An 18,647-nucleotide genomic window follows, 5' to 3' on the forward strand; every position below is an offset into this window, starting at 1 on the left:
CTTTCTTCTTAGATCAGCCCTAATGACATTTCATTGGAGCTTTTAATGTTGAATACGATACGCCATTCAATATCACCCTCCACCGGCTCAAAGTGTAGAGAGGAACAAACTGCATGAAGTTTTTCTTTTGAGCTGTCTCCACACACGATTGCGATTGGACCGTCCGCTCCGCCGATAATGCCGATACAAGCAATATCGTTTCGTGCCTCTGGTGCATAGCGGTCAGAGCATGGCGCAATTTCCAAAGGCTTGTCCCCCTCAGCGCAATCACAGATCGTAACATCGCTGTCAGGTTCAGGAGAAAGTGTATAGCTCATAGCAGTAAAATGCGTAGGATAAAACCAGCGGTCAGAACCGTAACGCTTTTCGGAAATTGTCTGCTGCTCTAATTCCTGTACAGTCAATGTGTATTTTTTTCCACTGACCGGATGGAGGAAAGAAAACGAATCACCGGGAGCGTGTGCCTTGAAATGTGGTCCCGGGACACGACACGACTGCTGCTCCATTGTAAGGGAGAGGGCTTTTATTTCAGGACGGCGTTTGCTTGTCCACGGAAAAGCTGCCCGAAAAATCATCCATCCATAGGATGTATCCAAATCATAGTGTTCCAATGCCCACTTTGCTTCCGCTTCATTGATCACCCCGTCTGGCAAACATGGATTAAAGACCACGGAACAGCCGTGGGAGGTCAGCATTGTTTTCCCGTTCAATTCCAAACGAGGAATAAAGTCAAGGCAAAGTGGATTGTCTAAATCTATCTGCATTTGCTGCTCCTGCGTGAAGTATTCGCAGGAGTCGTTTTCGGGGTGTAAATCCCATTTAGTTATGAACTTGCGAATGTCTTCTTCCGGGGTACGCATACAAAAGTCCATGACGAGTCCCTTGCTGCAAGAATACGCCGCAGGAATAACCCAATGATGCCTCGCCCAGTCAAATTGCTTATTCAACCGGATTTCCGTTCCGGCATGGTCTTTTCCCGAATGTCCCCAGAAGTTTCCCTCAAAGTAGACCTTCCACTCAGGCATGGTCGGTTCTGCTTCTGGGTTCATATCAACATCATAATAGTCCTCGGTGTACTTGATCTTACTATAATCAAAAGATGCTTGCAGCTTTTTGATGTATACCCACGGCTGTTCCATAGGCGTCAATTTCATTTTCTCAGCAAGCTCTGATAGCGTTCTTTGCTGATCCTGCGTTGGAGGGTTGTCCTGCAAAAAGGCTTCAAACTGGGCTTTATCCCACATCCACGCCTGTTCCAGCGCTGCCGAATCACTGCAAGCAAGGAGCAACCTCAGAAAGTCTTCAAAATCGTTTGCCAGCGGATGAACAAAATCCGGAGCCGAGTTCATGGGACTGACGGAAAATACCATACCGCCAAAGTCTCGAACAAAGCAGAAGTGGATGCCGTCCACACCCGCCCAGCCAAAAATAGATGCACCTTTTGGCGTGCAAAAGTATGGGTTGTTATCTTCACGACGCTCCACCCCTACGGGCGAAAGGTCAATACCACTTCGCAAAAATTTCTGAAACACTTTATCCATAGACCTTATGCTCCTATTAAACTTTGGTCGAAGGCAAACAGAGCCTCGTTGATCTCAAAGACATTATAGTTCCCATGCTCCACGAAATACTCCACGATGATGTCAAACTTGTTGGAGTGGGAGAGCGCAAAGCCAGCCTTCATGAGCATATCCTTCATTTCAACAAGCGGCAGCTCAAGGGCAATGGCAAACGCAATGACCGTGGGCTTGGAAGGCTTATAAGACTTGTCCGAGCGGATCTTCGAGAAGAGCTTCCGGTCAATATTCGCCTTCTTATAGCACTGCGCGTCCGTCATGCCGCGCTCATCAATCTTTCGCAGAAGCATCTCGGAAAAACTCTCGTCGATCTGTCCCAGCGCGTCATCAAGGGTTGCCGCCTTTTTGGGGGCAGCCGCCGCAGAGACGGGAGGCATGAGCTGTTCGATTGCCTCTTCACAAACGGATGCCTCGCAAGGCATGGGTTCTTCCATCCGGAAGGCGTTCATCCTGCGCAGACGCTCGGAACGATTATCAGTATGCTCGTCCACATAGCGGTCATCTATGTACGCTGCAATATCGGCAAACAGCTTGCCGCTGATCTGATAGGCTTTGCGGTCAAAAATGACGATGTACACCGTCATTTCGTTTTCGAGAAGGAAACTGCTAATGGTGTCAATCGCCACTTTGAGAGCCTGATCCTTCGGATAGCCGAAAATGCCGGAGGAAATCAGAGGGAACGCAACCGATTCGCAGCCGTATTCTTTCGCCAGCATGAGCGAAGTCCGATAGCATGAGATCAGCCGTTCGCGCTCACCATGCCGCCCGTCATACCAGCGCGGACCGACAGCATGAATGACATATTTGCAGGGCAGCTTATAGCCCTTCGTGATTTTTGCGCTCCCGGTTTTGCAGCCGTGGAGCGTTTCACATTCCACCAGCAGCTCCGGTCCTGCGGCACGATGAATGCAGCCGTCCACACCGCCGCCACCCAGCAGCGACTCGTTGGCAGCGTTGACGATGGCGTCCACATTCATTTTTGTGATGTCATTTCTGACAATTTGAAGCGGCATTATTCTATCCTCCGTCCTATCAAAGCGGCATCGGTGTCCGGGCGATCAGAATGACCGCCAGAATCGCGCCCACAAATGCCGCTGCCCCTACGACCGCCAACACCTTTTTGTCGAGCTTCTTCTTCGCTGCCTTGCCAATCAGCGCAGCGCAAGCCATGCAGACAGCCGCAGCAACAAGCGCAATGCCCAGCGTTTCCCATAGCCAAGAAAGTTCATGTAGGATTTTCATGCGATCATCATCTCCTGTTCATTAAACCGGAATTTGACACTTTGTATTTATCGAGAATACTCTTGAAACCATTTTGCAAATTCTGATTTATTGAAAATAATGAATTTATATAGTTCTCCATTTTTCATATTAACTGTTGCAATTGGAAAGACTATCCACTTCCAAGAGATTTCTTTTATTTCCTGCATCGGCAAAACTAAATTTCTGTATTTTTTGTCAACTGTAAGCTTGTTTGTCTTGTAAGTAAGCGACTGACTATCGAGGTACAGACCTCCTCCAAGTATGCCATTGTGACACAAACTGCAAACAAAAGATTTCATAGAAACATCCCTCCATTAAATCCCGAGTTGTCTGCCCCTTAAAGTCCAAGTCCTTCAACCCACGCCGCAAGCTCCTGATGCCCGACGCTGCCCTTGAAAACCTTGCCGTCCATCAGCTTTGCGCCTTTGCAGCTCGGCGCAAGGCGTTCGTTCGTCTTGCCAATGTCGCTTCCTCCGGAGGTTGCAAACGGGATGATCGTCTTGCCGGTCAAATCATAGCTCTCAAGGAACGTATTGATAATCGTCGGCGCGACATACCACCAGATCGGGAAGCCCACAAAGATGGTATCGTAGTCCTTCATGTTGTCCCGCTTGACGGCAATCTCAGGACGGGAGGCAGGATCGTTCATCTCAATCGTGCTGCGGGCTTTCTTGTCCATCCAGTTCAGGTCAACTTCCGTGTAAGGCACCTTCGGCTCAATCTCAAAGATGTCCGCGCCGATTGCTTCTGCCAGCGTCTCGGCAACCTTCGCGGTCACGCCGGACGCAGAAAAATATGCTACAAGTTTCTTGCTCATGGTGTTTTATCCTTTCAATATCTTCGTAAGCTGCTGTACAGACGCACCCGGCAGGATGGAGGAAAGATGCTGCATCATGCGCTCTTTGGATTCCTGCGGGTCTCGCTGATATGCAGATGTGATAAGGTCGTACCCGAAAAGTTCTTCCGGCGTCGCATACTCTGCGACACCCCAGCCATAAGGTCTTCCATATCTGTCCTGCATATAGACGAAATCCGCGATGCAGACATAGCTCTGCATTTGCAGCCGCGTGATGCACGTCTCAAAACCGGTGTTGCCGCCCTTGCGGTAGTTCAGAGCTTCTTTCAGCCGTTTGGAAAGCATCCTGCCTTCACCGGCTATGGCTTCATAAAGCTCTTTGTCCTTGTAGGACGCCAAGCCGTCATCCCAACGGGCGTCAAAGTCATAGCCGTCACGCCGGAAGTTCGCAAAGTCCGGAATCCACTCCCGGCTCACAAATCCAGCCTTCTTGTTGAAAAGTTTGCCGTAAAGACATTTGCCGCTCCGCGCAGCCGGTCCTTTCCATTCCCACGGACCATCTACATCATCCGCAAACCATAACTCAGGTGGGCAAAGTTCCTCGATGGAGAAGCCGTGAATCTCGTTCCGAAAGAAGGGCAGAAAGCCGTGTTGTTCGACGGCTGCAATCAAACCATCTGCACTATGTAGTTGTCTGGCATATCTCTTTGACATTACTCCGCCTCTTCAATCACGCCATAATCAATCAGGATATTCTTCTCCGCATACTGCGGGTAAACAACACCCATCATCTCATACTGATAACGTCTTACGCGGCGATGCTCCTGAACCGGCTCCGGTGCATACGCAGCGGTTTCGCAGTGCGCATACTCCGGCATTTCCGCAAGATCATCCCGAACAGCACGGATAAGCGCGTCTGCCACATCATCAATGTTCTTGCCGGTCTCCACGGCAACCAGTTCGTGCTTCTGGACTGCCTTGTCCAGATTACCGGGGGAGCGAAACAGCTTATATTTCATATCGTTGCCCGTCCTTTCTCTCTTTCGGTCTGCCTATTCTTCCTGAAATCTGTTCTTTAGGGACGCAATCATCGCTTGTGCGGCAATGCTCAGATACAAAACTCCAATTTCATAGATAAAGTCGCGGTCGATTACGATAAAGTATTCTCTAACGTGTGTAAAAACCAGTTCCATCAAGTCCCTGTACAGTGGATCATCAAAGGGCTTGAACCGCGTAAACTTGCTTTTGGCAGCGTCCCATGTCATAGACGCTTCGCCCTCAGCACTGGTCATTGCCTCACAGAGAATCATGCTGACGCCCATTTTTCCGTTGCCGGTCAGGAGTTCTCCTTCGTAATAGCTGAGTAGGTCTTTCTTGCGTCGAATCGGAACTACATCGCAGTTGTCATCCAGCTCAAATGCAATCAGCTCCGCAATCAGTTCCCGCCAGACTGCATAACCGGCGTTAATGGTTCCGTCCTCTTCGCGGCTTATGGTATCGTCCATGCAGTATCGCTCAAAGAAATTATCTCCGTCAATCTCGTTGCGGGTGCAGAAGATATGCGCCAGCTCATGCAGAAGAATGTGTTTCAACTCTGCCGGATGACGCGCTATGTCTGTGCGCAGAAGGATTCCGTCCGCGCCGTCTCCTGTGCCGACGAATGCAGAGGCGTGAAAGTCAAAATAGCCGTCCTCTGTATATCGGTCTTCCAGCCGGTCAGGGAAATACTGCTTGCAGAACTGCTCAAAGACTTCCTGCTGGTTTTCCGCCTGAAAGCAGCACAGCACAAGGTTGTCCTCGCTGAACTCTGCCCCCAAGCGTTCGTTAAAGATGGAAGCGGCATAGAAAAGGGCTTCTTTATAGTCGTTATCGTTCATCTAATTACTATCCTTCATCCTCATTCAACCCTCCGGTCTGACATTTTTCAGGAAGTCAGAGTGCGGTACATAAGGCAAGTTGAGCTGCCAGCCCATGCGGTTCAGCTCGTTGAGCTTGATCAGCATCAGGTTGATGTTTGTTCCCATTGCAGCCGAGAGCTGCACCACATCGTAGTCCTGCTTCATCAGGTCAATCAGCTCATCATCGTCAATGATCAGGTGTGAGGCAAACGCATTCGCCTCATATTCGTGTTTTGTGCGCATATCGAACAGCACGAACTCCGGGAGCGGTTCGTTTCCTTTGGCAAGATCACGGTGAAAGGTATCATGCCCGATCTCGTGACCGCAAACCATTTGCATGATCAGATACTCCATGTTGGAGTTCAGAAGAATATGCCGCTCTTTATGGCGGTAGGTGTACATTCCGAGCAGATCGTTCAGATTGTCAAGAAAATGGAGATGAATGCCCAGCTCACGGGCAATCTTCAAGGTATCTCTTGTTCCACAGCTTTTGACAATGCTGTTCGCCTTTTTGTATATTTCCTCGGAGCGAATTATCACGGGACCTTCACCCCTTTCATGTTGAAAACAGTCAAAGTAAATCCGTCAAGAAACCGAGACGCAGACAGTTATTCCTCTGCGTCCGTACCGGTCTTCTTGTATTTCTTCGGCGTGTATTTCTCAACATTCCGGGCTTTGGATTCCCAATATATATCCTGCAACGCCTTCATCACCGCATCCTTGTCCTGCTCAGACAGCGTACCGCCCGCAAACAAGCCGGACATCCCTTCAATCAGGTCCTTTGCCTGTTTCATGCCACGGGAGCCGTACTGCTCGGATGCCTGAACCACAAACTCTTCGTCCTCGGTCAGCAGATAGTTCACATCCACCTTGAAGTATTCCGCGATTTTTCTGTAAGCGTCCTTGGTACGGGGAAAGGAAATGCCGTTCTCGTACCGGGTAATCATACGTCTGTTGATTCCCAGTGCATCGGCTACTTCCTGCTGGGTCAGCTTCCGCTTCTCCCGTTCAGCCTTGAATTTCTCTCCAAACGTCATTTTGGTAATCACTCCTGTTCACAAAAAGTTTGCGACATTAAATTGCGCAAGTCTATTGACAAAGGCACTTGAAGTGCGTATAATAATGACTGAGCAATCCAACTACTCATAGTATATCTTGAATTGCTCATCCTGTCAAGGGGCATGAGTAGTTGTACACGAAAAAGTTACATCTTTTGAGCAGTTCAAATGGACAGGCATTTATGCTGCCGAAGATTATCCGTACCGGCATACACCGGTATGAGGGAACAGGAGTGAGAAAAACAGAAATGGCTACACAGTACAGAAAAGCATACGTCCCGGTTACGCTGGATGTGGACAAGGAGGGGGCAATCCTCCCTCGCCTTATCTGGTGGGACAACGGTGTAATCTTTCAAATCGACCAGATTCTATACAAATGCCGCGCCACATCCAAAAAGGTTGGGGGCGGAGGCATCCGTTACACAGTTCAGATTCGCGGAAAGGAGTCATTTCTTTTCCACGAAGGAGACAAGTGGTTCGTCGAAGCAAAGGAGGACAACTGCTCATGATTTTATCCCAGCGCCAACTTGAAGAAATTGCAGCCTCAACAACGAAGGACTTCAACCGGTTCTTTTTCGGGGATGAGGCGGACAAGCCCGACCGATCAGCTTTGCCAACACCCATTGATCAGTTTGCAAAGAACTATCTCGGTCTTCGCGTATCATTCGCCCGTCTCTCGCCGGACGGAAGCATCTGCGGTGTCACTGCCTATGCCGACACTGAGTACAAGATCACGGAACTTGGTATTACGCGCACACTGGCTTTGAAGCGTAATCAAATTATCTTGGACGAGAGCTTCATTCGATCCGGCAACGTGCAGCGGCTCTGCGCCAAGCGCAGATTTACCCTTGCCCACGAGTGCGCCCATCAGATTCTCTTCCAACTGGAATCGGAAGAGGTAAAGGCGTCCTGCGAAATGAAATATTCTGCACGGACAGCCTATACGCCGCGAGAGCTGAAAACCCGCGAGGACTGGAACGAGTGGCAAGCAAATGTCTTGGGCGCGGCGATCCTGCTTCCTCAAAAAGAGGTTGACCTGGCAATGCGTCGGTTTGCAGAAACGCCGCTGATCAATTACGAGGGGAGGTATTCGTATGGTGATCACTTAACGCTGCGCCTTTTCTGCCGTTTGTTCGGTGTCTCCAAGACAACGGCGTCTATCCGCCTTCGTCAGCTCGGCTACATGGTAGATCGTCCATTCAGTGAGTATGTTGACCCATTGGAGGTGTGGTAATGAAGAGAGCATCCATTCGGGTTCAGGAACCGACGCCGGAGCTGATCGAAAAAATCCGCAGGGCAAGAGTTGCCATTTCCCAGCAGAAGCCCCGATACCTGAAATGTCCCTATTGTCAGCATAATGCTATTGCTGTCTACGAGGACACGAGGGGTCATGTAGAATCCAAGTGCAAGAAATGCGGGCGGATCACAGTCTTTGATGTGCTGAATATGAGAAGACTGCGACCGCGTACCAAGTAAGAACCGGAGGACAAGCCTCTGTTCTAAAATAAAATATATGTCATAGCTGAGCTGTGGAGCCGCCTGATAGGTGAAGTCATCCTAATGCCGCATGAGACAGAGTTTAATTGCTCTGTTTTATCGGCATGGGATTCAAACCTCACCGTCATGCGGCTCTTTTTCTGTCTTCACCCTTCCCGCTGCTCCCGCGCAGCGGAAAGGATGAACAATGAAAATCCCTAAGACCCCTATCGCGTTCGATTACGACCTCTGGACTACGGAGGACGGCAAGTGCATGGTGCGCGTGAAACGAACCGGCGAAGTTTCCGAGGTTGACCGCAAGGTTATGAGAATCCTTCGCGCAGAGGAAAAGCGGATCAGACGCTCGTATGGCTCTGACAACACCTCTGAGGATGAGGACGGCGCAGAGAAAATTTCTGACACCGTGCTGTCCCTTGACGCTATGCCGGAGGACGATGTGAAGTCCGCTGCATGGCTGGCAGACTCCCGCGACTGCATGGAGGAACTGATCACCGCCCTCAAAGAGAAGGAGCTTCTTTCCATTCTGACCGAGAAGCAGCGCGAATTGTATCTTGCGATGACCCGTGAAGGACTGACTCTTCGAGAGTTTGCCCGAAGGAAAGGCATCGGCATCAGAGCTGCATTTGACCTCAAAGCAGCGGTGCAGAAAAAATTTCAAAGAATTTTTTGAGCGGTACTCAACAAACGGCAAAAAGATGTCCGTTGTAAAGTGAAAGGGTCAATCAGACCACTTCACTGCTCCTTGAAAACTGAATAGTTCAGTGCTGCGGATCTTTCCGCTTCTGCGAAGCAACACAGCTTCCGACGCCAAGACCTCCCGAAAGGGAGTGAGCGACCTCCGGAGAGCTATAACAGTCGTGTGGTGCGGCTGCTTGCGACGATGCAGATGCCGGGTATAATGATACTTCCGTCTTTTCTTTGAATGGGCGGCTCGGAGCGATCCTCGGAGGGGTGAGAGTCCCATGATACCGATTGACCATTGGTAGTCCGCAGCATTCCCGGAACTGCAAAGTTCTTCTGGCAGGGGCGCGAGCTGCAAATATGCCGGACAATGAAACAAACCCAAAAGAAACTTACTATATAGTTTCAGGATGAAAACTATGTGGCAGGGTATCTTCACAAGATGCTCTGCCATATCCTTTTGTCCTGAATATTTCACGAAACAGGAGGTGCTTAGAATATGATGGGCATTGAAACAATGAAAAGCGTCAGTCCGAAAACGGTTGACCGAAGCACACTCGTTCAGAGAAGCAGCATCCGGCTTGATCCTGCGGCACCGCGAGAGGACAGGCTGAGGGAGTTCATCAAGCAGATCAGAAATCCCTATTGTTATCTGGACGGGAAAACTGTGGTGAAGATCAGCTTCGCCGCGACGGACACGACAATGGAAGATTGTCTGGAACACTATCTGAGAGGTCTCTGATTTATGAACAGTCTGAATCTTTTCACCCGGTTCTATGGACAAGCGATTGAGCCTGTGGTATAATGAAATCGGTCAAAAAAGAAGAATACGGATTAAGCCGCTTGCCCTGATGGTCATGTGGCGTTTTCGTGTTTCTCTTCATAAGAGTTGAAGCAAGCCTTCGTCTTTCTGATTTGATGTACCACACCAAACAGAAAAACGGAGGTTATTTTTATGCCAGACAAGGTTTACCGCACGGCGATCTACTGCCGTCTGTCCCGTGAAGATGGAGACAAAGTAGAAAGCAACTCCATCGCCAGCCAGAGAGCCATCTGCGAGGACTATATCGCAAGGCATGAGGATTTGGAGCTTGTCTGTGAGCCGTTTGTGGATGACGGTTACAGCGGCGTTTCCTTCAATCGTCCTCAGTTCAAAAAGCTGGAAGAGGCAATCCGCAAGGGTGCGCTTGACTGCATCGTGGTCAAGGATCTCAGCCGCTTCTCAAGAAACTACATCGACGGCGGGCGCTACATTGAAAAGATTTTCCCGCAGCTTGGCATTCGCTTCATCGCAATCAATGATGCGTATGACAGTCTGACCGGTGATCCGCAGTCCGACTCCTTTGTTATCCCGTTCAAAAACCTGATTAACGATTCTTACTGCAAGGACATCTCCATGAAAATCCGAAGCAGTTTGGAAGTCAAACAGAAAAGTGGTGAGTTCGTCGGCTCGTTCGCGCCTTACGGCTACATGAAATCGCCGGAGAACAAAAACCAGCTCATCGTGGATGAAGCGGTCAGCGAATATGTGCAGATGATCTTCTCCATGTACAAGGACGGGTTCTCCATTGGGCGCATTGCAAAGCGTCTGAACCAGATGGGCGTCCTGTCCCCGATGGAATACAAGCATTCCGCCGGTGTGAAGTTCGATACCGTCTTCAAAACCGGCGATACCGCAAAATGGACGTACAAAGCCGTCCAGCGTATTCTCACCAACGAGGTTTATATCGGCGTTCTGGCTCAAGGCAAGCGCGGCACTCCCAACTACAAAGTCCGCGTCGTGAAGAGCAAGGATGAATCCGAGTGGGTCAAGGTTGAGAACGCGCATGAAGCTCTTGTGTCCTACGAGGACTTCATGGCAGTCAAGGTCATGATGCAGCGGGATATGCGCTGCTCACCCGATCAAAACGAAGCACACCTGTTTTCCGGCTTCTTGTTCTGCGGAGACTGTCAGCAGCCAATGATCCGCAAGACCGTCCCGTCGAAGACGAAAAAGTATATCTACTACGTCTGCTCCACCAATAAGCACAGCCGGACGTGCAGCCCGCATAGCATCGCCGCAAAAGAGGTTGAAGAGAAGGTCTTCCGTGCCATTCATGACCAGATTGAGCTTGTCATCAATCTGGAACACGCGCTTGCGATGATAGAACGGCTTCCGTCTCAGAGCCGTAAGGCTTTCAATTACGAAGCTCAGATCGCCAAAATCGAGGAAGAGATTGAACGGTACCAAAAGCTCAAGCTGGGGCTTTACGAGAACTTCATCGGCGGCGTCATTGATAAAACGGAATACTTCGAGTTCCGCAACAGCTACACCAAAACCATTGAGGGCAAGCAGGACGCGCTTCTGCGGGTTAAAAAAGAAATGAAGCAGACGGTGACAACCGGCACGACTGAACGGAACTGGGTAACGCTTTTTAAGCAGTATGAAAACGTCGAAGAGCTGAACCGCCGTGTGCTGATGTCCCTTGTTGACCGCATTCTGATTCACGAAAACCATGCAATCGAAATCGTCTTCAAATACAAGGACGAATACCAGCAGACACTTGAATACGTTCTCGGTTATGCCGACGAACTGGATATTGCCGTATAAAGGAGGAATGAGCAAATGGCAAGAAAAAGCAGAAAGCAAATTGCAGTTGAAGAGCCGGTTATCGAATCTGGCTCTTCCGAGGTCTTCTCAACAGCCATCTATGCCCGTCTTTCCGTTGAAAACAGCGGCAAGTCCGAAAAGGTGGATGTCATCGCAAATCAGGTTGAGATTTGCAAGTCCTACATTGCAGAGCGTCCCTACCTGAATCTGATAGATACCTATGTGGACAACGGACGAACAGGAACGGTTTTTGATAGACCGGAGTTCAACCGGCTGATGAACGACATCCGCACCGGCAGGATCAAGTGCCTTGTAGTTCGTGATCTCAGCCGGTTCGGGCGTGACTACATCGAGGCTGGAACCTATCTGGAACGGGTCTTTCCGCAGATCGGGCTTCGGTTTATCGCCATCAAAGAGAACTACGACAACTTTGATACGGACGGCTCCGGCGAAAGCCTCATCATCCCTCTGCAAAACATGATCAACACCCTTTACTCGAAGGACATCTCCCGCAAGGTTTCTACCGCGCTCAAGGCACAGATGGAAAGCGGAGAGTTCAAGAAGCGCAATCTCCCGTATGGTTATCGCTGGGATGAAGAACACAGCAATATGGTCTTCGATGAGGAAACCGCACCGATTGTCCGGAAGATTTTCCAATGGAAGATTGAAGGGCTGTCCCTTCCTGCGATTGCAGACCGGCTTGATGCAATGAACGCGCCCAATCCGGAGTTTCAGAAGTATCAGGTCGGCGTCCGCACAGGCAATGCTACGGCAAAGAAGATTTGGAACAAGTCTTCACTGACTACCATTCTGGATAATCCCCATTACGTCGGAGATACCGTTCTCGGACGGACGCTGAACGCCATCTATAAGGGCGTCAAGAATCAGCATATCGACCGCGAGGAATGGATTGTTTTTCCCAATACTCACGAGGCGATTATTTCCCGCGAGGACTTCCAAAAGGTACAAGAGCTGCGCGACGCTGCTGCAAGGACAAGGATTGAGAAGATGGAGCGCACGGAGAAAATCCGTGCTACACTGATCAATCTCTTTGAAGACAAAATCATCTGTGCAGATTGCGGCAGGAAACTCTATTTCCATCGAAAGCGCGTTGACAAGCGTAAGGACGGCGCATGGTACGCCTTCTATGAGTGCAGCTCATCCGTCAAGCGCGGCAATCTCTGTACGCCACACTATACGCGGCAGGACAAACTCGAAGCCGATGTGCTTGCGGCGATCCAGCTTCAAGTCAAGGCGGCTCTCAATTACGACAAGCTGCTTGCCAAACTGAGAAACAGCGAAGGTGAACGCAGCATCCGAAATCAGCAGAATGCGCTCATTACAAGCCTGAATCTGAAACTCAGCGGTATTTCCAAGAAGCGTACCCGTCTCTATGAGGACTTCACGGAAGGCGTTCTCGATGAAGAGGAATACGCCTTTGCCAAGAAAGCCTACGATGAGCAGTATGCCGATCTTTCCCGGCGGTTGGATGAAGCGGTTCAGCGGAAGGTGAAGTTTGCCGAGGCAATGTCCGAGGACAACAAGTGGCTCACGCTGATGAAATCCGTCAGCGGTGCAGAAAAGCTCTCTCAGGAGTTGGTTGACGAGTCCGTAGAGCTTGTGAAAGTCCATGAGGACGGCTCAATCGAGCTGGTCATGAAATACGGCGATATTTACGCTCTGACCATTCAGAGTATCAAGGAAGTGCAGGAGGCGATGTAAATGAGCAAGGAATACAACATCGGCATCTACATCCGCCTCTCAATGGCTGATGAAGATACCGGTTATGGCAGCAAGGCGGAAAGTGACAGCATCGGCAACCAGCGTATGCTCATCAATCGCTTTCTCGACAATCATCCGGAGTTGTCTCACTGTCAGCGGTCTGAGTTTGCGGATGACGGTTATACCGGCACGAACTTTCACCGTCCTCAGTTCACGCAGATGATGGAGAAGGTCAAGCGCGGCGAAATCAATCTGATCTGCGTCAAAGACTTTTCCCGCTTTTCTCGTGACTACATTGAAACGGGAAACTATCTGGAATGCACTTTTCCATTCATGGGCGTCCGCTTTATTTCCATCAACGACGGCTATGACAGTGACGATTACAAAGGCACAACGGGCGGCCTGGAAGTGGTTATGCGCAGCATCATCTACGCCGCATACAGCAAAGACCTTTCCGTAAAGACCACATCGGCAAAAATCCAGATGATGAAGCAGGGCAAGTATGTCGGTGGCTACGCCCCATACGGCTACGTCCTGCATCCCACCATTCGGAACAAACTTGCCGTAGACCCGGAGGCGGCTGATGTGATCCGTCGTATTTTCCGCGAGGCGCTGGAAGGCAGCAACACCTCTCAGATCGCCCGCAGCCTGAATGATGACGGCATCCCGACGCCGGGGCAATACTTCAAGAGCAAGCATCCCGACAAGAAGAAGTTCAGTAACATGAGCGAGAAAATCAGTTGGGAAACCGTGATGGTCTATAACATCCTCAAAAACCTTGTTTACACCGGAACACTGGTCAGCCGCAAAATGAAGTCCTGCGGTGTCGGCTCAAAAAAGCGTGTTGTCAATGAGCCGATTATCGTAGAAGGAACGCATGAAGCTATTATCAGCAAGGAAGACTTTGAGCTTGCTCAGAAGGTCATTCGAGGCGGAGGACGGAATCCCACGCGCAAGCAGCATGACTATCCGCTCAAGGGACTCGTCCGCTGCGGTAACTGTAAACGTGCTATGACACGCCGAAAGAACAAGGCTGGCATTCGGTACTTCCAGTGCATTCACTCGGTCAACAACGGAAACACAGACTGTCCGGTTGGCAGGAGCTTTCCGGAAATGGATATTGAGAAGGTTGTCTTCCATGCCCTTACTCAGTTTCTTGCTTTGGCACAGAAGGAAGCAATACAGAACCGCGAAGTCGGTGATCTGCGGAAATCTGCCATCAAGGAATGTGCTGATAAAATCCGCACTCTGCAAAAGCAGAACGAGCAGCACAAGGCGTCCAAGCTGAGGCTCTACGAGAAGTATGCAGCCGGAAGCATCACGAAGGAGGCGTACATTCAGCAGAAGGCGGCAGCGGATGTGAAGATTGCTGAAAACGATGGAGCAATCCAGCGCAGTCACGAGCGAATGAAGGAGCTTGACTCCGAGACCGCCTGTTCAGATGAAAAGCTGGACGCGGTCTGCGAACAGTACGCCGACTGCAAAGCTCTGACCTATGAGCTGACCCACGCATTCATTTCTGCGGTCTACATTTACGATCTTGACAACATAGAAATCGTCTGGAAGTTCAAGGACTTCCTCACTACATCAGAAGGAGAAGCCAAATGAAAGTATTTCTTTATATCCGCGTTGCCTGTGCGGATCAGCTTGCGGCAGCAGACCAGCGGGAAGAGCTGGAACGCTATGCGAAGGACAAAGGCTATGAGGTGGCTGCTGCTGTGGCGGCAGACGGCATCTCCGGCGTCCATACGGAAGGTATCATGAACTTCCTGCTGAACGAAGCCAAGCGTCAGGACATCGGTACGATCCTCACCCGCGACACCTCGCGAATCAGCCGGGACACTTCCTCTTTCATGAGGTTTGAGCGAAAGTTCCGGGAGAACGGCATCCGGTTCGAGTATCTGTCCAAGCCTGACAACGAGCTTCCGGTCACTCCGATGATGGAGGCATTTGCGGCGGCGTATAAGAAGCGTCGCACAAAGAACGGCACAAGAGCATAGAGAAAACGCAAGCCGTTCACGGGTGGTTGTCCACCTATGAACGGCTTGTAAATTCTCAAAATTTTTTTAGTCCCTACTTGACACAAGAAGATATGTCCCGTTTTGGCCGTGATTATCTGCAGGTGGGTATGTATACCGAGATCATGTTCCCCGAACATGATGTTCACTTTATCGCCGTAAACGATGGGGTGGACAGCACCCAGGGCGATAATGAGTTTACTCCCTTCCGCAATATCATCAATGAGTGGTATGCAAAAGACACCAGCAAGAAAATCCGTGCCGTTATGAAGGTCAAGGGAAACGCTGGGGAACATTTGACGACCAGTGCCCCCTACGGGTATATGAAGGACCCGGAGGACAGCAAACATTGGATACCTGACCGTGAGGCTGCCGATGTGGTCTATGAAATCGGGCTGTATGTTATGGATGGGTTTGGACCGTCCCAGATAGCACGAAAGCTGCGGGAGCGGAAAATCCTCACTCCTGCCGCTTACTACGAAAGCAAAGGCATCCCTTGTAATGTAAAAAAGCAGGGTGATCCCTATGGCTGGGACAATACCACGATAGCGGGAATTATGGATCGCTGGCGTGAGTACCTGGGGCATACGGTGAACTTCAAGACCACAAAGAAGTCCTACAAGAGCAAAAAGAAAATTAAAAATCCCGAAAGTGAATGGGTCATCTTTGAAAATACCCATGAACCTATCTGGACAGAAGCCATTGCCGAGGCTGTAAAGCAGGCGCGGCAGTCACGGCGCCGTCCGACAAAGATGGGCGAAATGGGGATGTTCTCCGGCATGATGTACTGTGCCGATTGTGGCTCGATCCTGTACCAGTGCAGAGCGACCGGTTTCCGAAAGGATCAAGAATATTATATTTGCTCTGGTTACCGTAAGGGAAAGCAGGTATGCAACACACCACACTCCATCCGAACGGTTATCCTGGAGGAACTGATCCTTCAAAATCTGCGGGAGATTGTGTCCTTCGCAAGAAGCCATGAAAACCGCTTCGTTCAAATGGTCATGGATATGGATGTAAAGGAGCGCAATAAAGGTCTTGCCAAAAAGCGCAGGCTACTGTCTGAAAGTAAGAAGCGTATCACGGAACTGGATATGATCTTCAAGCGGCTGTATGAGGACAACATCAGCGGAAAGCTGACAGACGAGCGTTTTCACAAGCTGTCCACCGACTATGAAGCGGAACAGGCTGGCTTGCAGGCACAGGCTGCAATGCTCCGTGAAGAAATCGAAGAAGCAGAAAGCAAAAGTGCCAATGTTGATAGGTTTCTGTCCGTTGTCCGCCAGTACACCGATATCCCGGAGCTGACACCCCGTATCCTGCATGAGTTCGTTGAGAAGATCGTCATTCACGCGGCGACCGATCCCCATAGCAAAATCAACCGCAGGCAAGAGGTAGATATCTACTACAAAGGTATCGGGATTTTGGAAATGTCCAAAGTATTTGATAGCAGGCAAAAATGAAAGAAACGGCATAGCCGAAGCTATACCGTTTCTCTCTCGCCTTAGAATGTTTTCTTAACTGGACACCCCTAAGGGTGCGCTTTTTGTTTTACAGATAGTCAAACACGCTGACCGGCGTGCCGTTGAGGTTGGCTTCAAAATGCAGGTGATTGCCGGTGGAACGCCCCGTGCTGCCCACGTAACCGATCAGCTGGCCCTGTTCTACCACAACGCCGTCCCCGATGCCATCCGCCCGGGCCGACATGTGGGCGTAAATGGTCACCAGCCCGCCGCCGTGGCTGATTTTTACACAGGTGCCATAGCTGGAATCCGCGTGAGTGGACACCACGCCGCCAGCCGCCGCGTAAATGCGCGTTCCCTTGGGAGCCGGAATATCCGTTCCCCGGTGAAAACTCTGCTGGCCGGTAATGGGGTCCGTGCGCCAGCCCATGGGGGAATTCTGCGTATAGCCCGGCAGCGGCCAGACAAAGGTGCCACCGGTGAAATCCACCCCGGGGTTATCGTCCTGGGCCGCCCACTCGGCATAGCGGCGCTCGGCCTCTTCGATTTCTTTCTCCTTTTCGGCGCTGGCTTTTTCGTAAGATTCTTTTTCCGCCTGCGCCTGGGTCATCTGCGAATCCGCCTGCTGCAGCGCTTGGGCATACTCCGCTTCCAGACGCTTCAGCTCCTCCTGCGAGGCGTTCAGCTGATCCATCTGCTGCTGTTCCTGCGCTGCCTGCTGCTCCAGCGTTTGCTCCTGCGCGCGCAGATTCTCCATGATCTGCGTATCGCTGACCGCGATGCTCTGCAGGTTTTCGGAAAAGCGCAGCATCTCGGAAAAGCTGTCCAGCCCCAGCAGCACACTGAGGCTGCTTTGACGGCTCATCTCGTAAATGCTCACCATCCGGTCCTCAAATCTCTGCCGGCTGGCATCCAGCTGGGTCACGGTTTGAGCGATCTGCGCCTGTGTCTGCTCGATCTGGGCCTGCTGGGTGTCAATCTGCAGCTTCATGGCCTCGATCTGTGCGCCGATGTTGTTCTTTTTCTGGGTATACAGTTCCTTCTGCTGCCCCGCCTGTTCAATGTCGTCCTGCGCGTCCTCAATGCTCTGCTCGATCTGCTGCTGTTCTTTGCGCAGACGCTCCAGTTCCTCAGCGGGCGTCTCTGCTGCGGCCGCGCCCATAGCCGGCACCAAGGCCAGCGCAAGAACCAGGGCCGCACATCGTTTTTTCCACACCAAATCCATCTCTCCCTGCCGCAAAAGCAGTGTTGTGTTACCAGAATAGCACACAGCGCGCAGCCCGTAAACCGTTCCCGCTCATTTTTTACATGTGTATCTGTTTTGTCTCACGCCGTCGGTTCCAAAGTCGCCTGCTCTTTTTGCTGCGGAGCGGATGCCTGCAGATAGGCCATGGGGTCTTGCAGAACACCGTCTTTTTCCATCTCAATATGCACATGGTTGCCGGTGGAATTGCCGGTGCTGCCCACATAGCCGATCACCTGGCCCGCGGCAACGGTATCGCCCTCTTCCACGGTCACGCTGCTGCAATGGGAATACAGGCTCGTCATCCCGCTGCCATGGTCCAATTGCACGTACAGCCCCATGGACCATTCCTGGTCCCTCTGGCCCACTTCGTTCTTCGCCGCCGTCACAACGCCTGCTGCCGGCGCGTAAATGGGCGTTCCCTCGTCCGCCGCAATGTCCACGCCCCGGTGGCTGCTTTCCGCAAAGGAGCGGCTCAGCGTATATTCTCCGCCCACCGGCCAGACCCAGCCGGTCTCTTCCGCGGTCAGAACCGGAGTGGATCCGGCAGAGGAGGCGGTGCTGTCCGGCGCGGAAGCGGATGCGCTTTCCGCCTGCGATGCGCTTTGCGGCTGCGATGTGCTCTGTGCCACAGAAGTGGAAGCCGTGCTCTGCGAAGAAGCCGCTTCCCTGGCGCTGCACGACACCAGCGCACTGGCCGCCGCCACTGCTATGCACAGTGCTGCCAGTACCGGAACGAACGTTTTCTTTTTGGTTTTGTCAAACATTGCTGTCACCCTTTCTTTCATGGTTCCCGGCGCGCCTGAAAATCCCGCCGCCAAGGCCAGCGCGCCGCGGCCGC

Annotated in this window: 22 protein-coding genes; 10 read left to right on the plus strand and 12 right to left on the minus strand. The window is 51.2% G+C overall.

The window, feature by feature from the left end; translation table 11 throughout:
• Nucleotides 1-8 precede the first annotated feature (8 nt).
• From WMO24_RS13300 to WMO24_RS13345, 10 genes are all read right to left on the minus strand, one after another.
• Entirely contained in the window at nucleotides 9-1,541 is a 1,533-nt protein-coding gene (locus WMO24_RS13300) for a hypothetical protein (protein ID WP_008396796.1), read from the minus strand.
• Nucleotides 1,542-1,546: 5 nt separating this feature from the next.
• A complete protein-coding gene (locus tag WMO24_RS13305) occupies nucleotides 1,547-2,590 on the minus strand; it encodes an O-acetyl-ADP-ribose deacetylase (RefSeq protein ID WP_009323473.1) in 1,044 nt (347 codons plus the stop codon).
• 19 nt (nucleotides 2,591-2,609) lie between these two features.
• Nucleotides 2,610-2,819, minus strand: coding sequence for a hypothetical protein (locus WMO24_RS13310; protein WP_006573505.1), 210 nt, complete (start codon nucleotides 2,817-2,819; stop codon nucleotides 2,610-2,612).
• 47 nt (nucleotides 2,820-2,866) lie between these two features.
• Nucleotides 2,867-3,139: a hypothetical protein gene (locus WMO24_RS13315; protein WP_349216867.1), complete on the minus strand. Its 273-nt coding sequence runs from the start codon at nucleotides 3,137-3,139 to the stop codon at nucleotides 2,867-2,869.
• A 38-nt stretch (nucleotides 3,140-3,177) separates the two neighbouring features.
• Entirely contained in the window at nucleotides 3,178-3,657 is a 480-nt protein-coding gene (locus WMO24_RS13320) for a flavodoxin (protein ID WP_058967005.1), read from the minus strand.
• Nucleotides 3,658-3,663: 6 nt separating this feature from the next.
• Complete coding sequence (locus tag WMO24_RS13325; protein ID WP_147561322.1) at nucleotides 3,664-4,350, minus strand: AlkZ-related protein; 687 nt, start codon at nucleotides 4,348-4,350, stop codon at nucleotides 3,664-3,666.
• Entirely contained in the window at nucleotides 4,350-4,655 is a 306-nt protein-coding gene (locus WMO24_RS13330; RefSeq protein ID WP_147561320.1) for a carboxylate--amine ligase, read from the minus strand. The genes WMO24_RS13325 and WMO24_RS13330 overlap by 1 nt, the downstream gene beginning before the upstream one ends.
• 33 nt (nucleotides 4,656-4,688) lie before the next feature.
• On the minus strand, nucleotides 4,689-5,513 hold the full coding sequence (locus WMO24_RS13335) for a hypothetical protein (protein ID WP_349216868.1): 825 nt from the start codon (nucleotides 5,511-5,513) through the stop codon (nucleotides 4,689-4,691).
• A 24-nt stretch (nucleotides 5,514-5,537) separates the two neighbouring features.
• Nucleotides 5,538-6,002, minus strand: coding sequence for an ImmA/IrrE family metallo-endopeptidase (locus WMO24_RS13340; RefSeq protein ID WP_223385148.1), 465 nt, complete (start codon nucleotides 6,000-6,002; stop codon nucleotides 5,538-5,540).
• Between the two features lie 140 nt (nucleotides 6,003-6,142).
• Entirely contained in the window at nucleotides 6,143-6,571 is a 429-nt protein-coding gene (locus WMO24_RS13345; RefSeq protein WP_005934745.1) for a helix-turn-helix domain-containing protein, read from the minus strand.
• 152 nt (nucleotides 6,572-6,723) lie between these two features.
• Here WMO24_RS13345 and WMO24_RS13350 point away from each other — a divergent pair, with 152 nt between their 5' ends.
• The 10 genes from WMO24_RS13350 (at nucleotide 6,724) to WMO24_RS13395 (ending at nucleotide 16,563) form a co-directional block, all read left to right on the plus strand.
• Nucleotides 6,724-7,101 (plus strand): hypothetical protein, encoded by a 378-nt coding sequence (locus tag WMO24_RS13350; protein WP_256173618.1) that lies wholly within the window; start codon nucleotides 6,724-6,726, stop codon nucleotides 7,099-7,101.
• Nucleotides 7,098-7,826, plus strand: a complete 729-nt coding sequence (locus WMO24_RS13355) for an ImmA/IrrE family metallo-endopeptidase (protein ID WP_071699575.1) — start codon at nucleotides 7,098-7,100, stop codon at nucleotides 7,824-7,826. The genes WMO24_RS13350 and WMO24_RS13355 overlap by 4 nt, the downstream gene beginning before the upstream one ends.
• Entirely contained in the window at nucleotides 7,826-8,068 is a 243-nt protein-coding gene (locus tag WMO24_RS13360; RefSeq protein WP_005934741.1) for a hypothetical protein, read from the plus strand. The genes WMO24_RS13355 and WMO24_RS13360 overlap by 1 nt, the downstream gene beginning before the upstream one ends.
• Nucleotides 8,069-8,276: 208 nt before the next feature.
• Nucleotides 8,277-8,759 carry a hypothetical protein gene (locus tag WMO24_RS13365; protein WP_005934739.1) on the plus strand — a complete coding sequence of 161 codons (483 nt, stop codon included), beginning with the start codon at nucleotides 8,277-8,279 and terminating at the stop codon, nucleotides 8,757-8,759.
• A gap of 510 nt (nucleotides 8,760-9,269) precedes the next feature.
• Nucleotides 9,270-9,512: a DUF6870 family protein gene (locus WMO24_RS13370; RefSeq protein WP_008816138.1), complete on the plus strand. Its 243-nt coding sequence runs from the start codon at nucleotides 9,270-9,272 to the stop codon at nucleotides 9,510-9,512.
• 213 nt (nucleotides 9,513-9,725) lie between these two features.
• A complete protein-coding gene (locus WMO24_RS13375; protein WP_136891600.1) occupies nucleotides 9,726-11,360 on the plus strand; it encodes a recombinase family protein in 1,635 nt (544 codons plus the stop codon).
• A gap of 15 nt (nucleotides 11,361-11,375) precedes the next feature.
• Nucleotides 11,376-13,082, plus strand: a complete 1,707-nt coding sequence (locus WMO24_RS13380) for a recombinase family protein (RefSeq protein WP_136891601.1) — start codon at nucleotides 11,376-11,378, stop codon at nucleotides 13,080-13,082.
• Nucleotides 13,083-14,690: a recombinase family protein gene (locus WMO24_RS13385; protein ID WP_148336292.1), complete on the plus strand. Its 1,608-nt coding sequence runs from the start codon at nucleotides 13,083-13,085 to the stop codon at nucleotides 14,688-14,690.
• A complete protein-coding gene (locus WMO24_RS13390) occupies nucleotides 14,687-15,082 on the plus strand; it encodes a recombinase family protein (RefSeq protein WP_097785472.1) in 396 nt (131 codons plus the stop codon). The genes WMO24_RS13385 and WMO24_RS13390 overlap by 4 nt, the downstream gene beginning before the upstream one ends.
• A 92-nt stretch (nucleotides 15,083-15,174) precedes the next feature.
• Nucleotides 15,175-16,563 (plus strand): DUF4368 domain-containing protein, encoded by a 1,389-nt coding sequence (locus WMO24_RS13395; protein WP_349216869.1) that lies wholly within the window; start codon nucleotides 15,175-15,177, stop codon nucleotides 16,561-16,563.
• Nucleotides 16,564-16,651: 88 nt separating this feature from the next.
• Here WMO24_RS13395 and WMO24_RS13400 read toward each other — a convergent pair whose 3' ends face one another.
• Together WMO24_RS13400 and WMO24_RS13405 are read right to left on the minus strand one after the other, a co-directional pair.
• Nucleotides 16,652-17,833 carry a murein hydrolase activator EnvC family protein gene (locus WMO24_RS13400; RefSeq protein WP_349216871.1) on the minus strand — a complete coding sequence of 394 codons (1,182 nt, stop codon included), beginning with the start codon at nucleotides 17,831-17,833 and terminating at the stop codon, nucleotides 16,652-16,654.
• Between the two features lie 56 nt (nucleotides 17,834-17,889).
• The coding region (locus WMO24_RS13405) for a M23 family metallopeptidase (RefSeq protein ID WP_349216872.1) at nucleotides 17,890-18,647 on the minus strand (758 nt) is incomplete at its 5' end.

The organism is Ruthenibacterium intestinale, from assembly GCF_040096265.1.
Taxonomy (GTDB): Bacteria; Bacillota; Clostridia; order Oscillospirales; family Ruminococcaceae; genus Ruthenibacterium; species Ruthenibacterium komagatae.

Bases quoted from the DNA above. Each gene is read 5' to 3' on its own strand.
- WMO24_RS13300 (WP_008396796.1), bottom strand. From the start codon at position 1,541: ATGGATAAAGTGTTTCAGAAATTTTTGCGAAGTGGTATTGACCTTTCG.
- WMO24_RS13305 (WP_009323473.1), bottom strand. From the start codon at position 2,590: ATGCCGCTTCAAATTGTCAGAAATGACATCACAAAAATGAATGTGGAC.
- WMO24_RS13310 (WP_006573505.1), bottom strand. From the start codon at position 2,819: ATGAAAATCCTACATGAACTTTCTTGGCTATGGGAAACGCTGGGCATT.
- WMO24_RS13315 (WP_349216867.1), bottom strand. From the start codon at position 3,139: ATGAAATCTTTTGTTTGCAGTTTGTGTCACAATGGCATACTTGGAGGA.
- WMO24_RS13320 (WP_058967005.1), bottom strand. From the start codon at position 3,657: ATGAGCAAGAAACTTGTAGCATATTTTTCTGCGTCCGGCGTGACCGCG.
- WMO24_RS13325 (WP_147561322.1), bottom strand. From the start codon at position 4,350: ATGTCAAAGAGATATGCCAGACAACTACATAGTGCAGATGGTTTGATT.
- WMO24_RS13330 (WP_147561320.1), bottom strand. From the start codon at position 4,655: ATGAAATATAAGCTGTTTCGCTCCCCCGGTAATCTGGACAAGGCAGTC.
- WMO24_RS13335 (WP_349216868.1), bottom strand. From the start codon at position 5,513: ATGAACGATAACGACTATAAAGAAGCCCTTTTCTATGCCGCTTCCATC.
- WMO24_RS13345 (WP_005934745.1), bottom strand. From the start codon at position 6,571: ATGACGTTTGGAGAGAAATTCAAGGCTGAACGGGAGAAGCGGAAGCTG.
- WMO24_RS13355 (WP_071699575.1), top strand. From the start codon at position 7,098: ATGATTTTATCCCAGCGCCAACTTGAAGAAATTGCAGCCTCAACAACG.
- WMO24_RS13360 (WP_005934741.1), top strand. From the start codon at position 7,826: ATGAAGAGAGCATCCATTCGGGTTCAGGAACCGACGCCGGAGCTGATC.
- WMO24_RS13365 (WP_005934739.1), top strand. From the start codon at position 8,277: ATGAAAATCCCTAAGACCCCTATCGCGTTCGATTACGACCTCTGGACT.
- WMO24_RS13370 (WP_008816138.1), top strand. From the start codon at position 9,270: ATGATGGGCATTGAAACAATGAAAAGCGTCAGTCCGAAAACGGTTGAC.
- WMO24_RS13375 (WP_136891600.1), top strand. From the start codon at position 9,726: ATGCCAGACAAGGTTTACCGCACGGCGATCTACTGCCGTCTGTCCCGT.
- WMO24_RS13380 (WP_136891601.1), top strand. From the start codon at position 11,376: ATGGCAAGAAAAAGCAGAAAGCAAATTGCAGTTGAAGAGCCGGTTATC.
- WMO24_RS13385 (WP_148336292.1), top strand. From the start codon at position 13,083: ATGAGCAAGGAATACAACATCGGCATCTACATCCGCCTCTCAATGGCT.
- WMO24_RS13390 (WP_097785472.1), top strand. From the start codon at position 14,687: ATGAAAGTATTTCTTTATATCCGCGTTGCCTGTGCGGATCAGCTTGCG.
- WMO24_RS13395 (WP_349216869.1), top strand. From the start codon at position 15,175: ATGTCCCGTTTTGGCCGTGATTATCTGCAGGTGGGTATGTATACCGAG.